This window comes from Shinella sp. 838, from assembly GCF_029623935.1.
Taxonomy (GTDB): Bacteria; Pseudomonadota; Alphaproteobacteria; order Rhizobiales; family Rhizobiaceae; genus Shinella.
In genome coordinates this window covers 15,017-36,615 of record NZ_JARSBQ010000001.1, presented here as the reverse complement: position 1 = coordinate 36,615, position 21,599 = coordinate 15,017, and the positions used below count along the sequence as shown (strand labels likewise).

Below are 21,599 nucleotides of genomic sequence, written 5' to 3'. Positions count from 1 at the left end.
GGCACTGGCGCGGAAGATAGTCGATTGCCTTGCGACTTTCTCACCATTATAGGAGCATAGACAGGATCTATCTCCATATATTCGCGCCAGAAGTGAGATTAATGTCCAAGATAAAGCCTATACATAGTGAAATAGACGCAATCGACCGCAAGATCCTCGATCTTCTCGTTGAAAATGCACGGATTTCCATCACAGAAATGTCCGAAATCGTCGGGCTTTCGAAGACCCCCTGCACGCTGCGTCTGCAACGCCTGATCAATGACGGCTATATCGACGGCTTCCGCGCCGTGCTCAACCCGAAGAAACTCGGGCTCGACCATGTCGCCTTCGCCGAGGTGAAGCTTTCGGACACCAAGGAAGCGGCGCTCAACGCCTTCAACAGCGCGGTGCGCAAGATCAAGGAGGTCGAGGAGTGCCACATGATCGCCGGCCGCTTCGACTATCTGATCAAGATCCGCACCGCCGATATCCGCCGCTACCGGGAGGTGCTGGGCGAGAAGATCTCGAGCCTGCCGAATGTCGCCAGCACCTCGACCTCCGTCGCCATGGAATCCATCAAGGAAGGCGGGCGATGAACCCGGTCAGCCGTTGCGGCGGAAGCCTTCGCTGGCCGTGAGCAGGCTGCGCGTATAGTCCTGCGTCACCCGGTGCGCCGCAAGGTCCGTGGAGGCGAGTTGTTCCACCGCCTGCCCGTGCTGCATGACCATCAGCCGGTCGCACATATGGGTGACGACGGCAAGGTCGTGGCTGACCATGACGAAAGTGAGCTTGCGCGCCGCGCGCACCTGTTCGAGCAGGTTCAGCACCTCGGCCTGCACCGAGGCATCAAGTGCGGAGGTCGGCTCGTCGAGCAGCAGGATGGACGGTTCGAGGATCAGGGCCCGGGCGATCGCCACGCGCTGGCGCTGGCCGCCGGAAAGCTGGTGCGAATAGCGGAAGCGGAAGCTCGCGCCGAGCCCCACCTCGTCCAGCGCCCGCACGATGCGGCTTTCAGAATTGTCGAAGCCGTGGATGGCGAGCGGTTCCAGCAACAGCCGGTCGACCGTCTGGCGCGGGTGCAGCGATCCATAGGGATCCTGAAACACCATCTGCACCTGTCGATAAAAAGCTTTGTCGCGCTTGTCGCCAAGCACCTTGCCGTCGACGCTGATCGTGCCATCGGAAACCGGCGCGAGCCCGGCAACCGCCCGCAGCAGCGTCGACTTGCCGGAGCCGGATTCGCCGACCAGCCCGAAAGATTCGCCCGGCGCCACCACGAGGCTGACATTCTCAAGGGCGACGAAATCGTCGAAGACGACGCTGAGGCCGTCGATGGCAAGAGCCGCGGTCATAGCGCCCACTCCGGCTTGCGGTCGAGAACCGGCAAGGGATGCCGGTCGACACCGATCTGCGGCATGCAGTTGAGCAGGCCCCGCGTATAGGGGTGCTCGGCCTCGGAAAGCCGGGAGGCCGGCAACTCCTCGACGATGCGCCCGGCATACATGACGATGACCCGGTCGCAGAAGGACGACACCAGCCTGAGATCGTGCGAGATGAAGATCAGCCCCATACCGCGATCGGCGACCAGCCGGTGGAGGATGCCGAGTACTTCGAGCTGGACGGTCACGTCGAGCGCCGAGGTCGGTTCGTCGGCGATCAAAAGCTCCGGTCCCGCCACCAGCATCATGGCGATCATCGCACGCTGGCCCATACCGCCGGAGACCTCGTGCGGATAAAGGTCGAAGACACGTTCGGGGTCGCGAATCTGCACGGCGGCCAGCATGTCGAGCGCTCGCCTGCGCGCTTCCGCCCTGCCGACCGGCTCGTGTGTGCGCAGCGTCTCGATGATCTGGCGGCCGATGCTCATGACCGGATTGAGCGAATATTTCGGATCCTGCAGGATCATGGCGATGCGTTTGCCGCGCAGGGCGCGCCGCTCCGCCTTCGAGGCCGCGGTGAGATCGATGCCGTTGAAATCCAGCTTTTCCGCCGAGATCCGGCCGTGCTCCGGCGTCAGCCCCATGATGGCGCGGCCGGTCTGCGACTTGCCCGAGCCGCTTTCGCCGACAATGCCGAGCCGTTCTCGGCCGAGCGTGAAGGACACGCCACGCACCGCCTCGACCACGCCGGTGCGGGTGGGGAACGTGACGCGCAGCTCCTTGACGTCGAGAAGCGCGCTCATTGGCTGCTCCCGCGGGGATCCAGCGCATCGCGCAGGCCATCGCCCAAGAGGTTGAAGCCGAGGCTGACGACGAGAATGGCAAAGCCCGGCATGGCGGCCACCCACCACTGGTCGAGGATGAAGCGGCGGCCAGAGGCGATCATCGCGCCCCATTCCGGCAGCGGCGGCTGCGCGCCGAGACCGAGGAAGCCGAGGCCTGCCGCCGTCAGGATGATGCCCGCCATGTCGAGCGTCACGCGCACGATAAGCGAGGAGATGCAGAGCGGCATGATGTGACGCAGCACGATGCGCCAGGGCGAGGCGCCCATCAGCCGCACGGCCGAGATATAGTCGGAGTTTCGCACCGTCAGCGTCTCGGCGCGGGCAATGCGCGCATAGGGCGGCCAGGAGGTGATGGCAATGGCGATGATGGCATTGCCGATGCCGGGCCCGAGCGCCGCGACGAAGGCGAGTGCCAGCACGAGCTTCGGGAAGGCAAGGAAGATGTCGGTGATGCGCATCAGCACGGCATCCACCCAGCCGCCGGCATAACCGGCGACGGTGCCGACCAGAAGGCCGAGCGGCGCGGCGATGATGGCGACCAGCAGCACGACCTGAAGCGTCAGGCGCGAGCCGTAGATGAGGCGCGAAAGGATATCGCGGCCCTGGTCGTCCGTGCCGAGCCAATGGGTGGCGTCCGGCGACAGGAGGCGGGACTTGGCAAGATCCCCGACATAGGGCGAATGCGGCGCAAGCAGCGGCGCGAAAACCGCAAGCACGATCAGTGCAAGGATGATCAGCAAGCCGATAACGGCAAGCCGGTTGGCGGCAAACCGCCGCCAGGTGACATAGGCGCGGCCGAGCCGGGCCTGCAGGCGCGATTGCGGCCGGTCGGTCAAAAGCCATTCACGGCGGGTCATGGCAGTCTCGTTCATCGTGTCCTCGTCCGCGGATCGAGCATGCGGTAGAGCACGTCGGATAACAGGTTGATGGCGATGAAGACGGAACCGATGACGATGGTACCGCCGAGAACCGCGTTCATGTCGGCATTCTGCAGCGAATTGGTGATGTAGAGGCCGAGGCCCGGCCAGGCGAAGACGGTCTCCGTCAGCACCGAGCCCTCCAGCAGGCCGGCATAGGAGAGCGCGATCACCGTAACGAGCGGCACGGCCGCGTTGCGCAGCGCATGGCCCCAGATGATGCGGGTTTCCGACAGGCCCTTGGCGCGCGCCGCGACGATGTATTCCTGGCCGAGTTCATTCAGCATGAAGGACCGCGTCATGCGGCTGATATAGGCAAGCGAGAAATAGCCGAGCAGCGACCCCGGCAGCACGATATGCGAGACGATGTCGCGGAAAGCCGCCCAGTCGCGGTTGAGGATCGCGTCGAGCAGGAAAAAGCCGGTGATCGGCGTGAAGGTATATTCGAACACCACATCGATGCGGCCGGGACCGGACGTCCAGCCGAGACGGGCATAGAACACCAGGAGGGCAAGGAGGCCGAGCCAGAAGATCGGCACCGAGTAGCCGACGAGGCCGACGATGCGCACGATCTGGTCGGCAAGACTGCCGCGCCGGACGGCCGCGAGCACTCCGAGCGGAATGCCGAAGGACGCCCCGATGAGCGTACCGACGGTGGCAAGTTCCATGGTCGCCGGGAAAACGCGGCGAATATCGGTCATCACCGGATTGGTGGTAAGCACCGAGGTGCCGAAGTCGCCCTGCAGCACGCCTTTCACATAGAGGAAGAACTGCTGGTAGTAGGGCAGGTTAAAGCCCATTTCCTGCCGCACGCGTTCAACGACATGGGCGGGCGCCCGGTCACCGACGATCGCCAACACCGGATCGATCGGCACGACACGGCCGATGAAGAAGGTGACGGCGAGAAGGCCGAGATAGGTGGTGGCGACGACCACGACGAAGCCGGCGATCGACTTGAGGGTCGCAAAGGCGCGCCGGTTGGCGCGCCTTGCCGGCATTTGTCTTTCAGCAGTGCTCAAGGAACCGATCCTTCCGGGTCATTCCTTGGACACGGTGGCGAGGAAGTTCGTGTCCATGGTCGGGCCGAGCTTGTAGTTCTTCACCGCGCCGCGCACACCGGCCACTTCGGTCTGCTGGAAGATCATGACGAAGGGGCTCGTATCCAGCGCCTGCTGCTGCAGCTTCTTGTACATCTCGGCGCGCTTGTCGTTGTCGCGCTCCAGAAGCGCAGCTTTCGCCTCTGCGGTCAGCTCAGGGATATCCCATGCGTTACGCCAGGCCAGCGTCTTGACCGAGGCCTCGTCGCCATTGTCGGGGTTCGACGTGAAGGCTTCCGCGTTCGAGTTCGGATCCCAGTAATCCATGCCCCACTGGCCGATATACATATCGTGGTTGCGGGCGCGGTACTTGGTCAGCGTCTGCTTACCATCCCCAGGAATGATCTCGACCTTCACGCCGGCCTGGCCGGCGGTCTGCTGGAAGGATTCGGCAATGCCGGTCACGGGCTGCGTGTTGCGCACGTCGAAGGTGACGGAGAAGCCGTCCTTCAGGCCCGCCTTTTCCAGAAGCTCCTTCGCCTTGGCAACGTCGAACTTGTAAGGGCTCGCATCGAGCGCACCGAGCACGCCCTTGGCCTGATAGGTCTGGCGAATCTCGCCGATACCCTTGATCAGCGTGGCACCGATCGCATCATAATCGACGAGATATTTGAGCGCCTCGCGCACTTCCGGCTTGGAGAGGTTCTCGTTCTTCTGGTTGAGGCTGATATAGTAGACCGTGCCCTTTGCCGCGCTGGTGGTGGCAAGATCGGCATTCTTGGAAACGGCCTCGAAATCGCCCGGCTCGAGATTACGCGCGACGTCAATATCGCCGGCCTCGAGCATCAGGCGCTGGGTCGCGCTTTCCTTGACGTGGCGGTAAATGACGCGGGTGAGCGCCGGCTTGTCACCGTAGTAGTTGTCGTTGCGCTCCATCACGAGGATTTCGTTGGCGCGCCAGTCGCGAATCTTGAACGGGCCGGAGCCGGCATAGTTGGTCTTCAGCCATGCATAACCGAAATCGGTATCGTATTTGTATTCATCGCTCGGCGTCTTGGCTTCGGCATGCTCCATGACAAGCTTCTTGTCGAGCACCGCGCCCACCGTCGCGGTGAGGCAGTTGAGCACAAAGCTCGGCGCATAGGCCTTGTCGACGGTGAAGACGAATGTGCCCGCGTCCACTGCCTTGGCTTTTTCGGCGACATTGTCGCCGGTCAGGCCGAACTGGGTGAGGATGAAGGCCGGGCTTTTGTCGAGCTTGACGACACGCTCGAACGACCAGGCGACATCCTCGGCGGTGACCGGGTTGCCGGACGCGAATTTGATGCCGGGCTTCAGCTTGAACGTATAGGTCAGGCCGTCCTCGGAGACCTCCCAGCTCTCGGCGATGCCACCCTTGACCTTGGTCGTATCCGCAACATCAAGACGCACCAGCATGTCATAACCGTTGCCGAGGAATTCGGCAGGGCTCAGCTCGAAGGATTCGGCCGGGTCGAGCGTGATCGTGTCATCGATCGCCCAGGCCTGCACCAGCGTATCGGCCGGCGTCTCGGCAAAGGCCGGCGCCACGCCGCCGGACGCTAACAACAACGAAAAGGCTACGCCGGCAAGCAGCGGACGAACGCGTACGGTGATGTTTTCCCTGATCATTCCAGTTCCCCGTTTCACACGATTTTCCCTTGGCGCCCATGCACGCGCGTGCACCCGATGCCATTTTTAAAATTCAATCACGATATCGACGGCAAAGACAATCCCCCTTCAGGACGATACAGGGGAAATCACCCGGCGCCACTCCTGCGGGAACGACAGGAATGACGATTGCCAAGCAATATGAAAGCCTTTGCTAACGAAAGCGGTGCGGCACCGCTCGCATCACACGGCCGAAAGACGCAACCATTCCGCGCAACCCTGAAGTGCCGTGCGGTCGTCAAGAAGCAGGTGAACGGGGAAGCTTTCCATGAAATCCGCCTGACGGCCCTTCGCCAGGAAGGCTTCGAGGAACGTCTGATCTTGCGCGAGAGGCCCGGCAAAGGCGCGGGAGACGCCGCCCGAGAGATAGACGCCCGAAAAGGGCAGATAGGCGAGCGCAAGATCACCGCAGACCCGCCCGAGCAGGCGCATGAACACATGACCTGCCTCTTCACAGTCCCTGTCCGCCTTCGCGACCGCAAGCCGCGACACCTCAACCGCAGTCGTTGCAAGGGGCCCGCGCCTGGCTTGGGCGCATTGCCATTGATAGATCTCGAAGAGGCCGCGGCCCGACAGGGCACGCTCCACCGACGCCCGCCCGCGCCCCACCGAAAGCGCGCCCTGCAGCGAAAACTCCACTTCGCCGGCGAGCGGCAGCGTCATGTGCCCGCATTCCGCCGCCACGACATGGGGCGCTCCACCAAAACGGGAGGGGCACCAGGCCGAAGCATTGAAGCCCGTACCGGCACCGAGCACCAGCCGTGGCCCCGGCTGCCCGGATGCCCTGCCCGGCGTCAGGCATTGCGTCTCCAGCCTTTCCACCTGACCCATCGCGTAGCCGAGCGCCTCGAAATCGTTGATGAAATCGACCCGGTCAGCACCGGAGGTCAGCGCCACGCGATCTCGTCTGATGGTCCAGTCCCGGTTCGTCAGCGTGGCCCCTTCGGCCGTCGCCACGGCCGCAAGTGCGATGCAGACACGGTCGACGCGGCTTTCCCCGCGCTCGCGCAGGAACGCCGCCGCCACGGCATAAAAGTCCTCGAAATCATCATTGGCATAACTGCTCGTGCTCTCGGAGAGCAGGACGCCGTCACGAACGAGGCCAAGGCGGGTATTGGTTCCACCGATATCGCAGGCAAGTGCAAGCATGGGGATCCGCCTATCGTGCAATCGGCTGGGCCGTGCCGGCGGCAGCGGCCCGATAGGCCGCATCGATCATCGCGAAGGCCCTGCGACCGTCTTCCAGGGTGACGGGCATCGGACCACCGTGCTTCAGGGCATCGACGAAAGCCCAGGCGACATGCTCGTGAAACACGCCCGTCTTGAACGAAGGCACGATCGGCGAGGCCGACCATCCCCCCTCCTCGCCGCGCCGGAAAACACGCAAAAAATCGGTCTCGCGTGTCGGACGCGAGGCAATGTCCACGCCGGAAAGCAGGATCGATCCTTCCGTGCCGTAGATCTCGATCGATGTATCGGCGCCGGCAAAACACCAGCTCGTCGTCACCTCGGCAATCATGCCATCCGCATAGCGGAAGGTGGCGACTGCCGTGTCCTCCACCGGCAGGCCGAGCGTGGACGAGAGCGTGGCATAGGCGGTTTCCGGCTCGCCGAACATCCAGCGCAGGAAATCAGCGGCGTGCACGCCTTCGTCGAGCAGCGTGCCGCCGCCCGAGCGCGCCGGATCGACGAACCAGGCAGAGCGGAAGGTCTCCGTCAGGCCGTGACTGTGACCATGCCGCACACGGCACAGCGTTATCCGGCCAAGCGTCTTCTCTTTCAGGAGGCGCGCGATCTCATGGTTGGCGGGATCGAAGCGCTTCGGGAAACTCTGCATGAAGCGGATGCCCGTGCGGGCCACCACGTCGGCGATGGCATCGCACTGCGCCTGATCGATGCCGAGCGGCTTTTCGCAAAGCACCGGCCGGCCGGCCGCGGCGGCCGCCTCCACCAGTGGCAAATGCGCATCCGTCGCCGAGCAGATGGCGACCGCGTGGCTCTTGCGGATGAGGGTCGCAAGATCGTGTGCAACCTCAAGGCCGTGACGGGCGGCAAAGTCCGCAGCCGCCGTTTCGGACGCATCCCAGACGCCGACGACCTTCACCTCGGGCCGCTCCAGAAAGGCACGGGTCCAGAAGTTGGCGTGGTAGTGCTCGACGCCGAGTATCGCGATCTTCAGGCGCATCCGGCCTTCTCCCCTTCCCTGCCGACCGGCATTCGCGTGCCGGCCTGCGCTGCTGCATAAAGTGTTTCCGCCACCTCGATCGAGCGCAGCCCGGCGGCGGCCGTGTCGTCGGCCGGCGCCTCGCCACGCACGGTCGACAACCAGTGGCGATGATGGGCCGCACCAAGCGGCTCATCCGGCAGGTCGGGCCCCGACCAGCCCGCCATACCGGTAACGGATGGCGCGTTGATGGCTGCTCCGCCACGCTCGGTGCGCAGCCAGACCGTGCCATGCTCGGCATAGAGCTCCAGGCGGAAACGGTCACATCCGGCAAGTTCGGTGTAGCTCATCTCATGGCTCACCCGTGTGCCGCCGGCTACCCTGTAGGTAGCGAGTACATTGTCTTCGAGCTCCGTCCGCACCGTTCTCCCGTCGGCCAGCCGGCGCTCAGGCCGCGCCGTCATCATGTCGGCGGCAACAGACTCGATCGGGCCGAGGAGATGTTGCGTGAGGTCGATGCCATGCACCCCGAGCTGCATGACGACGCCGCCCGAAACGTTGCCGGGCTTGAAGAACCAGTCGTTCCAGTCCGCTCCCGGCGTGGCGTTGCGAAGGCGCACGGAGTGGATGGCGCCAAGCATACCGGCCTCGATCTGGCTGCGCAGCCAGCGCACCTCGGGAAAATAACGATGCATGAAACTGACGGTAAGGTGCCGTCCCGCCCGCTCATCTGCGGCGAGGATGGCACGGCATTGTTCGCTGGAGAGCGCCATCGGCTTCTGCAGGAGCACCCGCTTGCCAGCCCCCAGCGCATCGATCGCGATACGCTCATGCGTGTCGTCGGGCGTCGCGATGACGACGGCGTCGATTGCGCCGTCGTCCAGCACGCGGCGATAATCGGTCTCGGCCCGGCCGATGCCGAGCGCCGCAGCCTTCGCCTCTGTTGCCTCCGCTCGCCTTCCGGCAAGAACGGCGATATCGGCCCCGCCGGCGGCACGAAGACCGTTGATGTGGTAGTCGGCGATGAAACCCGCGCCGATGACAGCGACGGCGATCCGATCGGCAGCCGAACGGGACATGATGATCAATCCGCTTGGGTGACAAGGGAACGCCCGCCATGGCAGGCGCCCGGTTTCTTCAGGAGGTCAGGGCGCCCATTGGCCCTCAACCGACACAGCTGCGGCGTTCGCCGCCTTCAGTGGGGCGGTGTAGGTGTACGTGAGCACGTCCTTCGCCTCGCCTGGAATACGGTTCGTCGCCTTGAGGTAGTCGGCAATTGCCGCCATGTCCTCGACATAGGACGTATCGATATCCGGCTTGAAGGTGTAGTCGCCGAGAAGCGTAGTGTTCATCTCGACCGGCTGCTTCTGGAAGTCGGAGAAGATCTTCAGGACCTCGTCCTTGTTGGCGGGGTTGGCGACATAGGCTTGTGCCTTGGTGAGAACCTTCACCAGCGCCTCCGTCGCGACGGGATGGGCGCGCACCCAATCCTGCGAGGCGACCCAGACGGTTCGGTTGTTGGAGACGGCGACATCCTCGCCGCTGTTCTTGGCAAAGAAGCTCTTCGTGCCCGTATGCACGATCTTGGCGCCCTGCTCCTGCACCGCACGATAGGGGAAGGGCTCCCAGAAGATGATGCCCTGGATCTCGTTGTTGGCCATGGCGGCCATGGCCTCCGGCGGCGCAAGGTTCACCGTCTGGAGCTTTGCGGCATCGAGGCCGTAGTGCTTGGCGACATTGGCAAGCAGGGCGCCCGAGGTGGAGGAGACCAGCAGGCCGAACTTCACCTTTGCGAGGTCCTCCGGATTCTCGACGCCGGCATCCTTGCGGACCACGATCTTTTCCAACCCGTGGCTGACGGCATTCGTGCCGAGGATCACGACGGGTACGCCATTGTGCGCCATCGAGACCGGCGGCAGGTTGCCGGGCGTCCAGAGCTGGATCTCGTCGGCGAGCAGCGCCTCACCGGCGAGATTGCCGGACGCGAAGGTCTTGAACTCGACGGTCTTGAAGCCGGCCTCGTCAAACCAGCCTTTCTCCTTGGCAACGATATGGACGAGGAACGGCAGGTCCGGACCGATGCTGATGGACAGCGTGTCGGTTTCAACCTCCGTGGCGGCGGACGGGCCGGCTGCAAGGAGCAGGCCGGCTATGGCGGCGGATATCAGGGATTTCAAGACGATGCGCATGTGGTTCTCCCTCTTGTTGTGTGAATGAGGCCTGCGTTCAGGCGCCATGCCAGCGCCCGATCCAGCGTTTGATCGCGGCGCCGATCGCCGCGTCGGTGACAAGGTTGAGCGCGCCGATGAGCAGGATACCGACGACGATGACGCCAACGGAACCACCGGTGTTGCGCTCGTTGATGATCATGTAGCCAAGCCCCCGGTCGGCGGCGATCAGCTCGGCGGCGACCAGCACCCCGAAGCTCAGCCCCCAGCCGATACGCACGCCCGTTGCCAGATCGGGCGCGGCGGCCGGTACGGCGACACGCAGGAGAAGCGGCACGCCGCTGAGACCGAAGGTCTGCGCCGCCTTCAGCAGCATAGGATCGATGCTGCGCATACCCTGATAAGCGGCCGTGACGACCGGGAAGAAGGCGCCGAGGAAGATGATAAAGAACTTCGACGGCTCGCCGAGACCGAACCAGATGATCGCAAGCGGGATCCAGGCGAGCGGCGGGATCGGGCGCAGCAGCTCGATCAGCGGCCGCGCGATGGCGCCGAAGCCACGATACCATCCCGCCGCGATGCCGACTGTCGCACCCGCCAGCGCACCGAGCAGGAAGCCGGAAAAGACGCGCAGCAGGCTCCAGAACAGGTTGTCGGCGACAGTTTCGGCCGTCAGGCGCTCGGCCGCGGCGCGGATCGCGAGCGACGGGCTCGGGAAGATCGCCGGATCGATCAGCCCGGTGCGGGCGCTGATTTCCCAGGCGGCGACGGCAAGGACCGCGCCGATGACGCCGAGGGTCAGGTCGCTTGCTGCGGAAAGGCAGGAAAACGACTTCATCGGCGCACCCGTTCGAGCTCAGCCGCCCAGGGCAGCATGGCGCGCTCCAGCGCCATCAGGCCGGCGGAGATGACAAAGCCGATGAGGCCGATGACCAGCATGCCGATGATGGTGATCTCGCTGCGGTAGAAGGTACGGGCCTCCATGATCAGCGCACCGAGCCCCTCGATGGTGCCGATCATCTCGGCCCCGACGATGACCATGAAGCCGACGCCGAGCGCCATGCGCGCGCCGGCGAAGACGCGCGGCAGGGCGGCGGGCAGCACGACGCTGCGATAGAGCTCCAGCCCCCTCAGCCCGAAAATTCGCGCCGCGCGGACAAGCATCGGATCGACATAGCGTACGCCGGCAATCACGTTGGACAGCATGACCCAGAAGCAGCCGTAGCCGATGAGGAAAACCTTGGTCAGCTCGCCCGCGCCGAACCAGACGATGACCAGCGGCAGGAGGCTGAGCGTCGCGACCGAGCGGCAGAAGACGATCAGCGGTGCCGTCAGCTTGTCCACGACAGGCAGGGCGCCGACGACGAGACCGAGCGGGATCGCAAGGACCAGCGCCGCGCCGTAGCCCTGCAGCACACGCAGGATGGTGGTCAGTGCATGCGACCAGATCGAGACGCCGGTCGGAAAGCCCGTCGTCGACAACTCGACGAAACCCTGCGCGATACGGCTGACGGGCGGGAACTGGTAGGGCTTGAGGACACCGTAGCGCACCCCGGCCTCCCAGAGGAGGAGGAGTGCCGCAAAGGCGGCAAGCGGCGGAAGTGTCCGGACGAGTTTGCGCGTCATGTCGAAAGCTCGTTCCAGATGGCCTGATAGAGCGCATTGAAGGTCGGATCGGTGCGTAGGCGCGGACGCGGCAGGTCGACCGGGAAGATGCGCTTGATACGTCCCGGATTGGGCGCCAGAAGCACGATCCGGTCCGACAGCATCAACGCCTCGCTGATCGAATGGGTGACGAAGACGATCGTCTTGCGCCGCGCCTCCCAGATACGCAGCAGCTCCTGCTGCAGTTCGATGCGCGTCAGCTCGTCGAGCGCACCGAAGGGCTCGTCCATCAGGAGGATCTGCGGATCGAGCGCCAGCGCGCGGGCAATGGAGACGCGCTGCTGCATGCCGCCCGACATTTCCCGCGGATAGCGCCCCGCCGCCGCTTCAAGGCCGACGAGCGCCAGGAGTTCCAGGGCGCGCCGCCGGCGCTCGGCCTTGGCAAGACCGGATTTACGGAAACCGAAGGCGACATTGTCCACCGCCGTCAACCAGGGAAACAGCGCATGCTGCTGGAAGACGACGCCCTGCCCCTGTCCCGGTCCAGTGACGACCTTGCCGGCAATGGTGATCCGGCCGGCCGAAACATCCTCAAGTCCGGCGATCATGTTGAGGAGGGTCGTCTTGCCGCAGCCGCTGCGGCCGATGAACGAAACGAATTCGTTCTCTGCGATGGAAAGATCGATGCTGTCGAGCACCGGAACGGCGCCGCCGCTGCGCTGCGTGAACACCTTGCGCGCACTGTCGATGCGGATGAAGTCCGTTCCGGCAGGATTCTGGCCTTCCGCCCGGCCGACCGGGCTGCGTCGTTCGATGACTTGGCTTTGCGACACGACGGACTCCCCTTCCGATCGCTGCGACGGACGGTCTTTGCCGATCCGGAAGCCAAGCGTATACGTGAAAATCAAATTGTAAAGTGCAATTTGTATCCGCTATAATACAATCAAACACGAACAGGAGGCCCGCCTCCCTCGACCATCCGCGGGAACGGCGGGATTGCCGGGGCGGGATTCAAAATGTATCCGGTTAGAAGCAACAAGAAACACACACGAATCGACGAACGGGGCAGACCCTTGCGCGCAGCCTCTTCACATGCGGTCCTTGTGTCCCTCAGGGACCAGATTGCCCGACTCGACGACGGCGCGCGGCTGCCGACGGTGCGTGAGCTGATGCGCAGCCATCAGGTCAGCCAGGCGACCGTGCAGGAGGCGCTGACGCGTCTGCGCGAAGAAGGGCTTCTCACCTCGCAGGTCGGCCGCGGAACCTATGTTGTCAAGGACGGCGACGCGGCCACGCCGGATGGCGCCGGCCCCGCCAGACACCTCGACAGCCTTCTGATCCTGTCGAATGCCAGCCTCAACGAGCGCTGCGTGCTGGTGCAGAACCACATCGTCGGGCACCTGTCGCGCACCGGCAGCAAGGTGGTGCAGATCTCCTACCACAATACGGGCCATCTGCTGGACATCCTGACATCGGTTCCGGATTTCGACGCTGCGATCCTCCAGTCCCACTACGAGAACATCCCGATCCGGCTGCTCAATCTGCTCCAGGGCAAGACGCGCGCCCTCGTCGTCGACGGCAACTCCGTCGCGGGCGTCGATATCGACCGGGTCGGCACCGACTGGGAGGAGGCGCTGGACCTCGCGCTCGAGCATCTTTCGGAGCTGGGACACCGCTCCATCGCCCTGGTTTCGCTGGATTCAATGGCGCAGCCGATCCTCTCCGTGCGGCGCGCCTTCGACCGTATTGGCCGCCGCCACAAGACGGGCTGGGAGCACACCGAAAGCATCGCGCTCGGCGGTGTGCTGCACCCCACGCAACGGGTCGGTGACGCCTTGAAAACAGCGCTCGGCGCACTTGTCGACCGGCACGGCCGGCTTCCTTTCACGGCAATGGCAACGCTCGGCATTTCCGACTCTCTCGGCATCCGGCAATGCCTCACCGAAATGGGCATCTCATGCCCACAGGACCTCAGCCTCGTCGTACTCGGCCACCACGACGTTCCGACCGAACATTTCGGCTTCATGAGCATGGCCGGCAGTTCGTATCTGGCGGCCGCAAGGAGCCTGATCGAGGTCATCCACAAGCGTATCGAAGCGCCGCGCGAGGCGCCCCAGATCGTCTATCTCGACTGCGTTGCCGAGTTCCGCGAAAGCACCGGCGCACCGTCCCGCTGACAGACACACGCCAGCCGGACGACGACATACATCATCAGCCCAAAAACACGCTTGCATCAAGAAATGCATCTGCTACGGTACAATACATATTGTATCAGCCGAATTTGCCTGGAGCACGACGCTTCCCGGCCATTCGCAATGGGGAGGGGTGCGATATGTTGGGTGAGCGTCTGCCGGAACGGCTACAGCCACTTGCCTCGCGCTTTGGCGTCCGGCCGTTCTATGGCGACATCCACAATCACTGCGACATTTCCTATGGCCACGGCAGCCTCGAGCAGGCTTTGCGCCGCGCCCGCCGCCAGCTGGATTTCGTCTCCGTCACGGGGCACGCCTACTGGCCCGACATGCCGGTCGACGACCCGCGTGTCGCCCATATCGTCGATTTCCACGTCAAGGGTTTCGCCAAGCTCGAAAAGCTGTGGGATGCCCATTTCGATACACTGGCGGCAGCCGACGAACCCGGCGCCTTCACCGTCTTTCCAGGTTACGAAATCCATTCCTTCGCCCATGGCGACTACACGATCGTCTATCGCGACATCGCCCGCCAGGAGGTCATCAAGGCCGATACGCCGGCCGAGCTGCATGCCAAGCTGCGCGCCACCTATGGCGACGGCGTTTTCGCCTTTCCGCACCATATCGGCTACCGCCTTGGCGCGCGCGGCGTGAACTGGGACACGGTCGTCGAAGACCTGTCCCCGGTCATGGAGATCATCTCCATGCACGGCTGTTCCGAGACATCGGTCATGGACCGGCCGTTCCTGCACTCCATGGGCCCGAGCGACGGCCAGTCTACCGCCCGCCATGGCCTCAACCGTGGCATACGCTTCGGCTTTCTCGGCAATACCGACCATCACAGCGGCTATCCCGGCTCCTACGGCCATGGCCGCTCGGCCGTCTATGCACCGGAGAATTCCCGCACGGCCCTCTGGAACGGCATCCACCGGCGCCGCACCAATGCCCTTACCGGCGATGCGAGCCACCTCTTCTTTGCGATCGGCGACACCATGCAGGGCGGCAGCGTTGCGGCCGGCGGCCAAGCTGCGCTTGAACTCGAAGCGGTCGCAGGCGGCGCCATCGACTATATCGACCTCATCCGCAACGGCGATGTCATCGGCCGGGTGACCCCGGACCTGCAGCAAAACCCGATCGACAATGCCGGGAGCGGCATGGAAACCCTGCTCGTGCTGGAACTCGGCTGGGGCGCGCGCGGAAAATTCCACGACTGGCAAGGTTCTTTGGAACTTGCCGGCGGCGACATCCTCTCCGTCGAGCCGCGCCTGCGCGGTTCCGAAGTGGTCTCGCCGCTCGAGGGCGGCGGCGACGCGAAGGACGAAAACGATATCCGCCTTTCCGGCAACCGCATCGACTTTGCGATCCGCTCGATCGCCAACCCCAACAACACCACAGCCTCGATGCAGGCGATCGCGGCGCGCATCCGCATCACACCGGATGCGAAGGTCCGACTGGTGCTCGACGGCCAGAATTTCGAGGTGAGCGCCGAGCGTCTGCTCCAGGGCGCGCTTTCGGGCAATCTCGGCCCGATCGACAGCCCCGCCTTCCGCCTGCATCCGCTGCCGCGCCCGCATCAATGGCAGTGGCGCGGAAAGCTCGCCATCGACCCCTTGCGCACGGGCGACTGGATCTACGCCCGCATGCGCCAGGCCAATGGCCAGTGGAACTGGGCAAGTCCGATCTTTTGCGAATAGGAAGGCGGAGAGGCCCTCCGTTTTCCGCGACGTTGAAAGCAAGCAGTGAACATTCATGAGGCAATGGGAGACTCATCGATGACCTCTACGACCCGCATTCCAAGACGCAACGTCCTCAAGGGCATGGGGCTGGCCGCAGGCGCCAGCCTTGTGCCGAGCGCATTCCGGCCGCTCTACGCCGCCAGCGTCGCGCCGATCACCATCGTGATCAACCAATCGCCCTGGTTCGAAAGCTTCCGCAAGACGGTGGAGGCCTATGAGGCCGAGACCGGCAACAAGGTGGAACTTGACGTCAACCCTTTCGCTGGCTCGCTTGAAAAGCAGCGCAACTCCGTGCGCGCGAGCGAGGGCCAGTACGATATCCTGATCATGAATTCCGGCTGGTTCGCCGAAATGTATGCCGGCGGCTTCGTGGAGGCCATCACCGATATCGACCCCGGCTTCAAGCTCGACCCTGACGTTTACACGCTCGGCGACACAATCTATTACGACGCCGCCAACAAGACGATGACCAAGGCCGGCAAGCTGATGTCGATGCCGGTCTCGCCGTTGATCCCGATGCTCTACTATCGCGGCGACCTCTATCAGAAGGCCGGCCTTTCGGCACCGAAGACCTTTGCGGAACTCGAAGCCAACGCGAAGAAGTTCCACAACCCGCCGGGCATGTATGGCATCGTGCAGCGCGGCGCGCGCGGGCCACATACCGTCGCCTACGACTTCTACCCCTATCTCTACGGTTTCGGCGGCGGCATCTTCAAGGACCAGTCGGCGGGCGACTACTCCGTCACGCTGAACTCCGATCACGGCCGCGAAGCGCTCGACTACTATGTGCGACTCGCCAAGGAGGCCGGTCATCCGAAGACGGCGGCCGCCGACCAGGCCGAGGTCATCCAGGCCATGGTCACCGGCCATTCCGCCCATATCATGATGGTCATCGCCGCTTGGTCTCAGATGGACGACCCGAACAAGTCGGCCATCGTCGACAAGGTCGAGTGGGCGCCGACGCCATCCGTGGAAGGCATCCCCACCTCGCCGGGCCTCGGCCACTGGCTGGCCGGCATTTCCAGGAACGTGCCCGACGACCGCAAGCGCGCCGCTGTGGAGTTCCTGCGCTGGTTCCAGACAAAGGCCGCGCAGCTCGAGACGGCCAAGGCCGGCGGCATTCCCGTCAATGCGGCGGTCTACAAGGAACCGATCGCCGACGAGCGCCGCTATCGCTGGATGAAGCCGCTCGCCGAAGCCCTGCCGCATGCAGTCAACATCTACCAGTTCCCGGAGGCAAGCGAGGTCATCTCGGTGCTGGAGCTCGGGCTCAACCGGGCCGTCGCCGGCGAAATCACGACCATCGACGCCCTGAACGGCATGTCTGACGAGATCGAGAAGATCATGGCCGGCCATTCCTACAAGACCGGCAAGCTCGATCCGCTGAAGTAAGGACCGGACCATGGCCGCCGCGCAAGCACAGATACCATCGTCCCCGCGGCGGCCGGCAAAGGTCTCCGAAGACCGCGGCCAGCGTCTCTGGCGCTGGCTGACCTTCGGGCCTGCCCTCGCCATGATGCTCGCCCTCAGTGTCCTTCCCATCGCGAACCTGTTCCTCACCAGCTTCCAGAACATCACCTGGGCGGACGGGCAGCAGGTGCGCAGCTGGGTGGGCCTTACCCATTACCAGGCGCTGTTCTCCGACAGCCTTTTCGGCGCCGGCATTTCCAATACGCTGATCTTCGCCTTCGGCGCCGTCGCTGGCCAGATGATCCTCGGCTTCGCCATGGCTCTGCTCTGCACCAAGATCGTGCGCGGCCGCGTGCTCTACAGGGCGATCTTCATCCTGCCGATCCTCATCCCCGGCATCGTCATCGGCGCCATCTGGAAGCTGATGCTCAATTTCGATTTCGGCCTCGTCAACAAGGCCTTCGGCCTCCTTGGCATCTTGCCGCACGACTGGCTGGGCAGTCCCGAGACTGCGCTGCTCTCGGTCATCGCCGTCGATATCTGGCACTGGACGCCGTTCTGCTTCCTCCTGTTTCTCGCAGGGCTCGAATCCCTGCCGCAGGATGTCTTCGAAGCCGCCAAGATGGACGGTGCAGGCGCCTGGCAGGAGCTGATCTACGTCACGCTGCCATTGATGATCCCGACGATCATCGTCACCTTCGCCTTCCGCCTCGTGCTCGCCTTCAAGGTCTTCGATGAGGTCTACCTGCTCACCAGCGGCGGCCCCGGCACCTCGACGGAGGTGATCAGCTTCACGCTCTACCAGCGCTTCTTCACCGAGGACAAGGCAGGCTACGGCTCGGCGATGTCGGTCGCCGTCATCTTCCTCGTCTCGTTGCTTCTCGTCGTCGCCCTTTCGGCGCGCCGCCGCACGGGAGCCGCCTCATGAGCCGGCGCACCAACTCTGCCCTTCCCGTCCATATCGTGCTGGCGATCACCGCCGCCGTCGTCCTCGTGCCGATCATCTGGACCGTCGCCGCCGGTTTCCGCACGCAGATCTCGCTTCTGATGGGGGACGTGCTCTTCACACCGATCGGCAGCAACTTTGCCGAGGTGCTCTGGTCGAAGACCTCCGACTTCCTGCTCAACTATCGCAACTCGATCATCGTCGGCGTCGTCAGCACCGTCCTTTGCGTTGTCGTCGCCACGCTCGCCGCCTTCTCGCTGAACAGGATGCGCTGGCCGACCTGGACCGTGCATCTCTTCCTCGCCTGGACGATGATCTTCCACATGATCCCGCCGGTGGCGCTGGCAAGCGCCTGGTTCTCCATGGCGCGAGCGGTGGGGCTGGAAAACACCTTCACCGGCCTGATCCTAGCCCATGCGACGCTCAACCTGCCGATGGCGATCTGGCTGATGGCTGTCTTCGTGCGCGACGTGCCGAAGGAGTTGGAGGAAGCCGCGATCATGGATGGGGCCGATACGCCGCATATCCTGTGGCATGTCATCCTGCCGCTGATCACGCCGGGCCTCGCGGCCACGTCGATCCTCACCTTCATCTTCTCCTGGAACGAATTCGCCGTCGCCCTGACGCTAACGATGAAACAGACGGCCACCGTACCAGTCGCCATCGCCAAGTTCGCCCAGGATTTCGAGATCCAATACACCCAGATGGCGGCCAGCGCCGCGCTGGCAATGGTTCCGGCCATTCTCGTGCTGCTCGTTGCGCAGCGCTACATCGTCAAGGGCCTCACGCAAGGAGCGGTGAAATAGCATGAAGGCGGTTTTTGTCCTGTTCGATTCCCTCAACCGGCACCTGCTGGGGCCCTATGGCGGAACACGTATCCCCACGCCGAATTTCGATCGGCTCGCCGCCCGCAGCGTGACCTACGACAAGCACTATGTCGGCAGCCTGCCCTGCATGCCGGCAAGGCGCGACATGCTGACCGGCCGCCTCACCTTCCTGCACCGGAGCTGGGGACCGCTGGAGCCCTTCGACAACGCCTTTCCCGAAATCCTGCATCGGGAATGCGGTACCTACAGCCATCTGGTGACCGACCACTTCCACTATTGGGAGGATGGCGGCGCGACCTATCACAACCGCTACGATTCCTACGAATTCGTGCGCGGCCAGGAAGGCGATCGCTGGAAGGCGATGGTGCAGCCGCACTGGGAGCGCCTGCGCGAGAAATACCATGCCCGCCAGTTCAGCGACCAGCGGCGCTCCTATTTCGGCCAGAACATCATCAACCGCGAGTTCATCAAGGAAGAGAAGGACTTCCCGTCCGTGCGCTGCTTTGCCGAGGGTTTCGACTTCCTCGACCGCAACCGGGATGCCGACAACTGGATGCTGCAGATCGAGACCTTCGATCCGCACGAGCCCTTCACGGCACCGGAGCGCTTCAAGGCGCAGTTCGACACCGGCCGGGAAGGCCCGATCCGCGATTGGCCGCGCTACGGCCGTGTCGACGAGCTGCCCGAGGAATGCGAGGAGCTGCGCGCCAACTACTATGCGGTGGTGGCCATGTGCGATCACCTGCTTGGCGAACTGCTCGACTACTTCGACCGTCACGACCTGTGGAAGGACACCGCCCTCGTCGTCACCACCGACCATGGCTTCCTGCTCGGCGAGCACGATTTCTGGGCGAAGAACCGCATGAACCTCTATGAGGAAGTGGCGCATATCCCGCTCTTCCTGCACGACCCCCGCCATGCCGAGCGCGCCGGAAGCCGCACGGAGGCGCTCAGCCAGTCGATCGACCTGGCAGCCACCTTCCTCGACCTTTTCGGCGCCACGCCACCGGCCGAGAACGAAGGCTTCTCCCTGTGCGCAATGGCCGACGGCACATCGCCGCGCCAGGGCGCCCTGTTCGGCTATTTCGGCGGTGCGGTGAATGTCGCCGACGGCCGCTACACCTATCACCGCTTCCCGGAGGACCTGTCGCAGCAGGAGCTCTACCAGTACACGCTGATGCCGACGCATATCTTCTCGCCGTTCTCACCGGACGAGCTGGCCAATGTCGAACTCTCGCCGCCGCTCGATTTCACCAAGGGCGCGACGCTGCTGAAGGTGCCGGTGATCGAGCGCTCGCCGATGTACAACAACTACGGCCCCGGGGCGCTGCTCGAATCCGAAACGCGCCTCTACGACCTTGCGAGCGATCCCGGCCAGGAAAAGCCGCTCGCCGATCCCGACGAAGAAAAGCGCCTCACCGAGCTAATGACCCGCCTGATGCAGGCAAACGGGGCGCCACCCGAAGCCTTTTCGCGCCTCGCATTCAACACCGTCTCGGGAGGCGACCGTGGCTGAAGTCCAGATCCGGGATGCCCGCAAATCCTATGGTGCCGTAGAAGTCCTGCGCGGTGTCGACGTCGAGGTCAGGGACGGTGAATTCGTCGCGCTGGTCGGCCCGTCCGGCTGCGGGAAGTCCACCCTCTTGCGCATGATCGCCGGGCTGGAGGGCATTTCCGGCGGCGAGATCCGCATCGGTGCGCGTGTCGTCAACGACATCCCGCCGAAACAGCGCGACGTCGCCATGGTGTTCCAGAACTACGCGCTCTATCCGCACATGACCGTCGCGAAGAACATGGGCTTCTCGCTGAAACTTGCCGGCAAGCCGAAGGAGGAGATCGACAGGCGTGTGGCGGCGGCCGCCGAGATCCTCGACCTCTCGGCCCTGCTCGACCGCCTGCCGCGCCAGCTCTCCGGCGGGCAGCGCCAGCGTGTCGCAATGGGCCGCGCCATCGTGCGCGATCCGCGCGTCTTCCTGTTCGACGAGCCCCTGTCTAACCTCGACGCCAAGCTGCGCGTGCAGATGCGCGCGGAAATCAAGGCGCTGCACCAGCGCCTCGGCACCACGACGGTCTATGTCACCCATGACCAGGTCGAGGCGATGACCATGGCAGACAAGATCGTCGTCATGCGGGCGGGCATCGTCGAGCAGGTGGGATCGCCGCTCGAGCTCTACGACAGCCCCGCCAACATGTTCGTCGCCGGCTTCATCGGCTCACCGGCGATGAATTTCGTCGAGGGGCGCATCGAAAGGGGGCATTTCGTCGCCGGCTGCGGCCTGTCGGCTCCAACCGGCACCGCTGTAGACACCGCCCGGGCCGTACTCGGCATCCGACCCGAGCACCTGACGCTCGATCCCGCGGGCACGGCGGCAACCGTCGTGGTGGTCGAGCAGACCGGTTCGGAAACCCTGCTCCTACTCGACATGGCCGGGCAGAAGCTCACCTATCTCGGCCGCGACCGCCTGCATATCCGGCCCGGCGAAACCGTGCACATCCTACCCGACAGCGCGCACTTGCATCTCTTCGACCCGCAAGGCGGCCATCGATTGGGCGCCACTTCGGCGACGTGAGCATCCCGCACACGGCTGCCGCAACGACGTCCGGAGGCGTACACCTCCCCGATCCCGGGGAGGTATTGCCGTTTACGCAACATGCCTGGGTTCAGGATTTGTATTCGAAACGGTGCCTCGCTCCTGTTCACCGAAGCG

The 21,599-nt window shown here is 64.1% G+C and carries 20 protein-coding genes; 8 read left to right on the top strand and 12 right to left on the bottom strand.

Going from position 1 to position 21,599, the window contains the following annotated elements; all coding sequences use genetic code 11:
• Nucleotides 1-101 precede the first annotated feature (101 nt).
• Nucleotides 102-575, top strand: coding sequence for an Lrp/AsnC family transcriptional regulator (locus P9A16_RS00155; RefSeq protein WP_024271299.1), 474 nt, complete (start codon nt 102-104; stop codon nt 573-575).
• 6 nt (nt 576-581) lie between these two features.
• Here the strand turns inward: P9A16_RS00155 and P9A16_RS00150 are convergent, their stop codons facing one another.
• From P9A16_RS00150 to P9A16_RS00095, 12 genes are all read right to left on the bottom strand, one after another.
• Complete coding sequence (locus P9A16_RS00150) at nt 582-1,331, bottom strand: ABC transporter ATP-binding protein (protein WP_023517216.1); 750 nt, start codon at nt 1,329-1,331, stop codon at nt 582-584.
• Nucleotides 1,328-2,161, bottom strand: a complete 834-nt coding sequence (locus P9A16_RS00145) for an ABC transporter ATP-binding protein (protein ID WP_023517215.1) — start codon at nt 2,159-2,161, stop codon at nt 1,328-1,330. Before P9A16_RS00145 ends, P9A16_RS00150 begins: the two co-directional genes overlap by 4 nt.
• Complete coding sequence (gene nikC / locus P9A16_RS00140) at nt 2,158-3,075, bottom strand: nickel transporter permease (protein WP_023517214.1); 918 nt, start codon at nt 3,073-3,075, stop codon at nt 2,158-2,160. Before nikC ends, P9A16_RS00145 begins: the two co-directional genes overlap by 4 nt.
• Nucleotides 3,072-4,118, bottom strand: coding sequence for an ABC transporter permease (locus P9A16_RS00135; protein WP_023517213.1), 1,047 nt, complete (start codon nt 4,116-4,118; stop codon nt 3,072-3,074). The genes nikC and P9A16_RS00135 overlap by 4 nt, the downstream gene beginning before the upstream one ends.
• Before the next feature lie 39 nt (nt 4,119-4,157).
• The gene (locus tag P9A16_RS00130) at nt 4,158-5,807 is read right to left on the bottom strand and encodes an ABC transporter substrate-binding protein (RefSeq protein ID WP_024271297.1); all 1,650 of its coding nucleotides are present in this window, start codon (nt 5,805-5,807) and stop codon (nt 4,158-4,160) included.
• 222 nt (nt 5,808-6,029) lie between these two features.
• Nucleotides 6,030-6,995 carry a glucokinase gene (locus P9A16_RS00125; RefSeq protein ID WP_023515436.1) on the bottom strand — a complete coding sequence of 322 codons (966 nt, stop codon included), beginning with the start codon at nt 6,993-6,995 and terminating at the stop codon, nt 6,030-6,032.
• Between the two features lie 10 nt (nt 6,996-7,005).
• Nucleotides 7,006-8,031, bottom strand: a complete 1,026-nt coding sequence (locus P9A16_RS00120; protein ID WP_023515437.1) for a Gfo/Idh/MocA family protein — start codon at nt 8,029-8,031, stop codon at nt 7,006-7,008.
• Nucleotides 8,022-9,089, bottom strand: a complete 1,068-nt coding sequence (locus P9A16_RS00115; RefSeq protein ID WP_023515438.1) for a Gfo/Idh/MocA family protein — start codon at nt 9,087-9,089, stop codon at nt 8,022-8,024. The genes P9A16_RS00120 and P9A16_RS00115 overlap by 10 nt, the downstream gene beginning before the upstream one ends.
• A gap of 66 nt (nt 9,090-9,155) precedes the next feature.
• Nucleotides 9,156-10,199: an ABC transporter substrate-binding protein gene (locus tag P9A16_RS00110; protein ID WP_024271296.1), complete on the bottom strand. Its 1,044-nt coding sequence runs from the start codon at nt 10,197-10,199 to the stop codon at nt 9,156-9,158.
• Between the two features lie 37 nt (nt 10,200-10,236).
• On the bottom strand, nt 10,237-11,016 hold the full coding sequence (locus P9A16_RS00105) for an ABC transporter permease (RefSeq protein WP_023512833.1): 780 nt from the start codon (nt 11,014-11,016) through the stop codon (nt 10,237-10,239).
• On the bottom strand, nt 11,013-11,804 hold the full coding sequence (locus P9A16_RS00100) for an ABC transporter permease (RefSeq protein ID WP_023512832.1): 792 nt from the start codon (nt 11,802-11,804) through the stop codon (nt 11,013-11,015). Before P9A16_RS00100 ends, P9A16_RS00105 begins: the two co-directional genes overlap by 4 nt.
• Complete coding sequence (locus P9A16_RS00095) at nt 11,801-12,616, bottom strand: ABC transporter ATP-binding protein (RefSeq protein ID WP_023512831.1); 816 nt, start codon at nt 12,614-12,616, stop codon at nt 11,801-11,803. The genes P9A16_RS00100 and P9A16_RS00095 overlap by 4 nt, the downstream gene beginning before the upstream one ends.
• A gap of 270 nt (nt 12,617-12,886) precedes the next feature.
• Between P9A16_RS00095 and P9A16_RS00090 the strand changes: the two genes are divergently transcribed.
• The 7 genes from P9A16_RS00090 (at nt 12,887) to P9A16_RS00060 (ending at nt 21,461) form a co-directional block, all read left to right on the top strand.
• Entirely contained in the window at nt 12,887-13,960 is a 1,074-nt protein-coding gene (locus P9A16_RS00090) for a GntR family transcriptional regulator (RefSeq protein WP_051758772.1), read from the top strand.
• Between the two features lie 155 nt (nt 13,961-14,115).
• Nucleotides 14,116-15,666 carry a hypothetical protein gene (locus P9A16_RS00085; RefSeq protein ID WP_023513673.1) on the top strand — a complete coding sequence of 517 codons (1,551 nt, stop codon included), beginning with the start codon at nt 14,116-14,118 and terminating at the stop codon, nt 15,664-15,666.
• A gap of 78 nt (nt 15,667-15,744) precedes the next feature.
• Nucleotides 15,745-17,100, top strand: coding sequence for an extracellular solute-binding protein (locus P9A16_RS00080; RefSeq protein WP_023513674.1), 1,356 nt, complete (start codon nt 15,745-15,747; stop codon nt 17,098-17,100).
• A 10-nt stretch (nt 17,101-17,110) separates the two neighbouring features.
• Nucleotides 17,111-18,046, top strand: coding sequence for a carbohydrate ABC transporter permease (locus P9A16_RS00075; RefSeq protein ID WP_023513675.1), 936 nt, complete (start codon nt 17,111-17,113; stop codon nt 18,044-18,046).
• The gene (locus P9A16_RS00070; RefSeq protein WP_023513676.1) at nt 18,043-18,870 is read left to right on the top strand and encodes a carbohydrate ABC transporter permease; all 828 of its coding nucleotides are present in this window, start codon (nt 18,043-18,045) and stop codon (nt 18,868-18,870) included. Before P9A16_RS00075 ends, P9A16_RS00070 begins: the two co-directional genes overlap by 4 nt.
• A gap of 1 nt (nt 18,871) precedes the next feature.
• Nucleotides 18,872-20,407: a sulfatase gene (locus tag P9A16_RS00065; RefSeq protein WP_023511908.1), complete on the top strand. Its 1,536-nt coding sequence runs from the start codon at nt 18,872-18,874 to the stop codon at nt 20,405-20,407.
• Nucleotides 20,400-21,461 (top strand): ABC transporter ATP-binding protein, encoded by a 1,062-nt coding sequence (locus P9A16_RS00060; RefSeq protein WP_023511909.1) that lies wholly within the window; start codon nt 20,400-20,402, stop codon nt 21,459-21,461. The genes P9A16_RS00065 and P9A16_RS00060 overlap by 8 nt, the downstream gene beginning before the upstream one ends.
• Nucleotides 21,462-21,599: the final 138 nt, after the last annotated feature.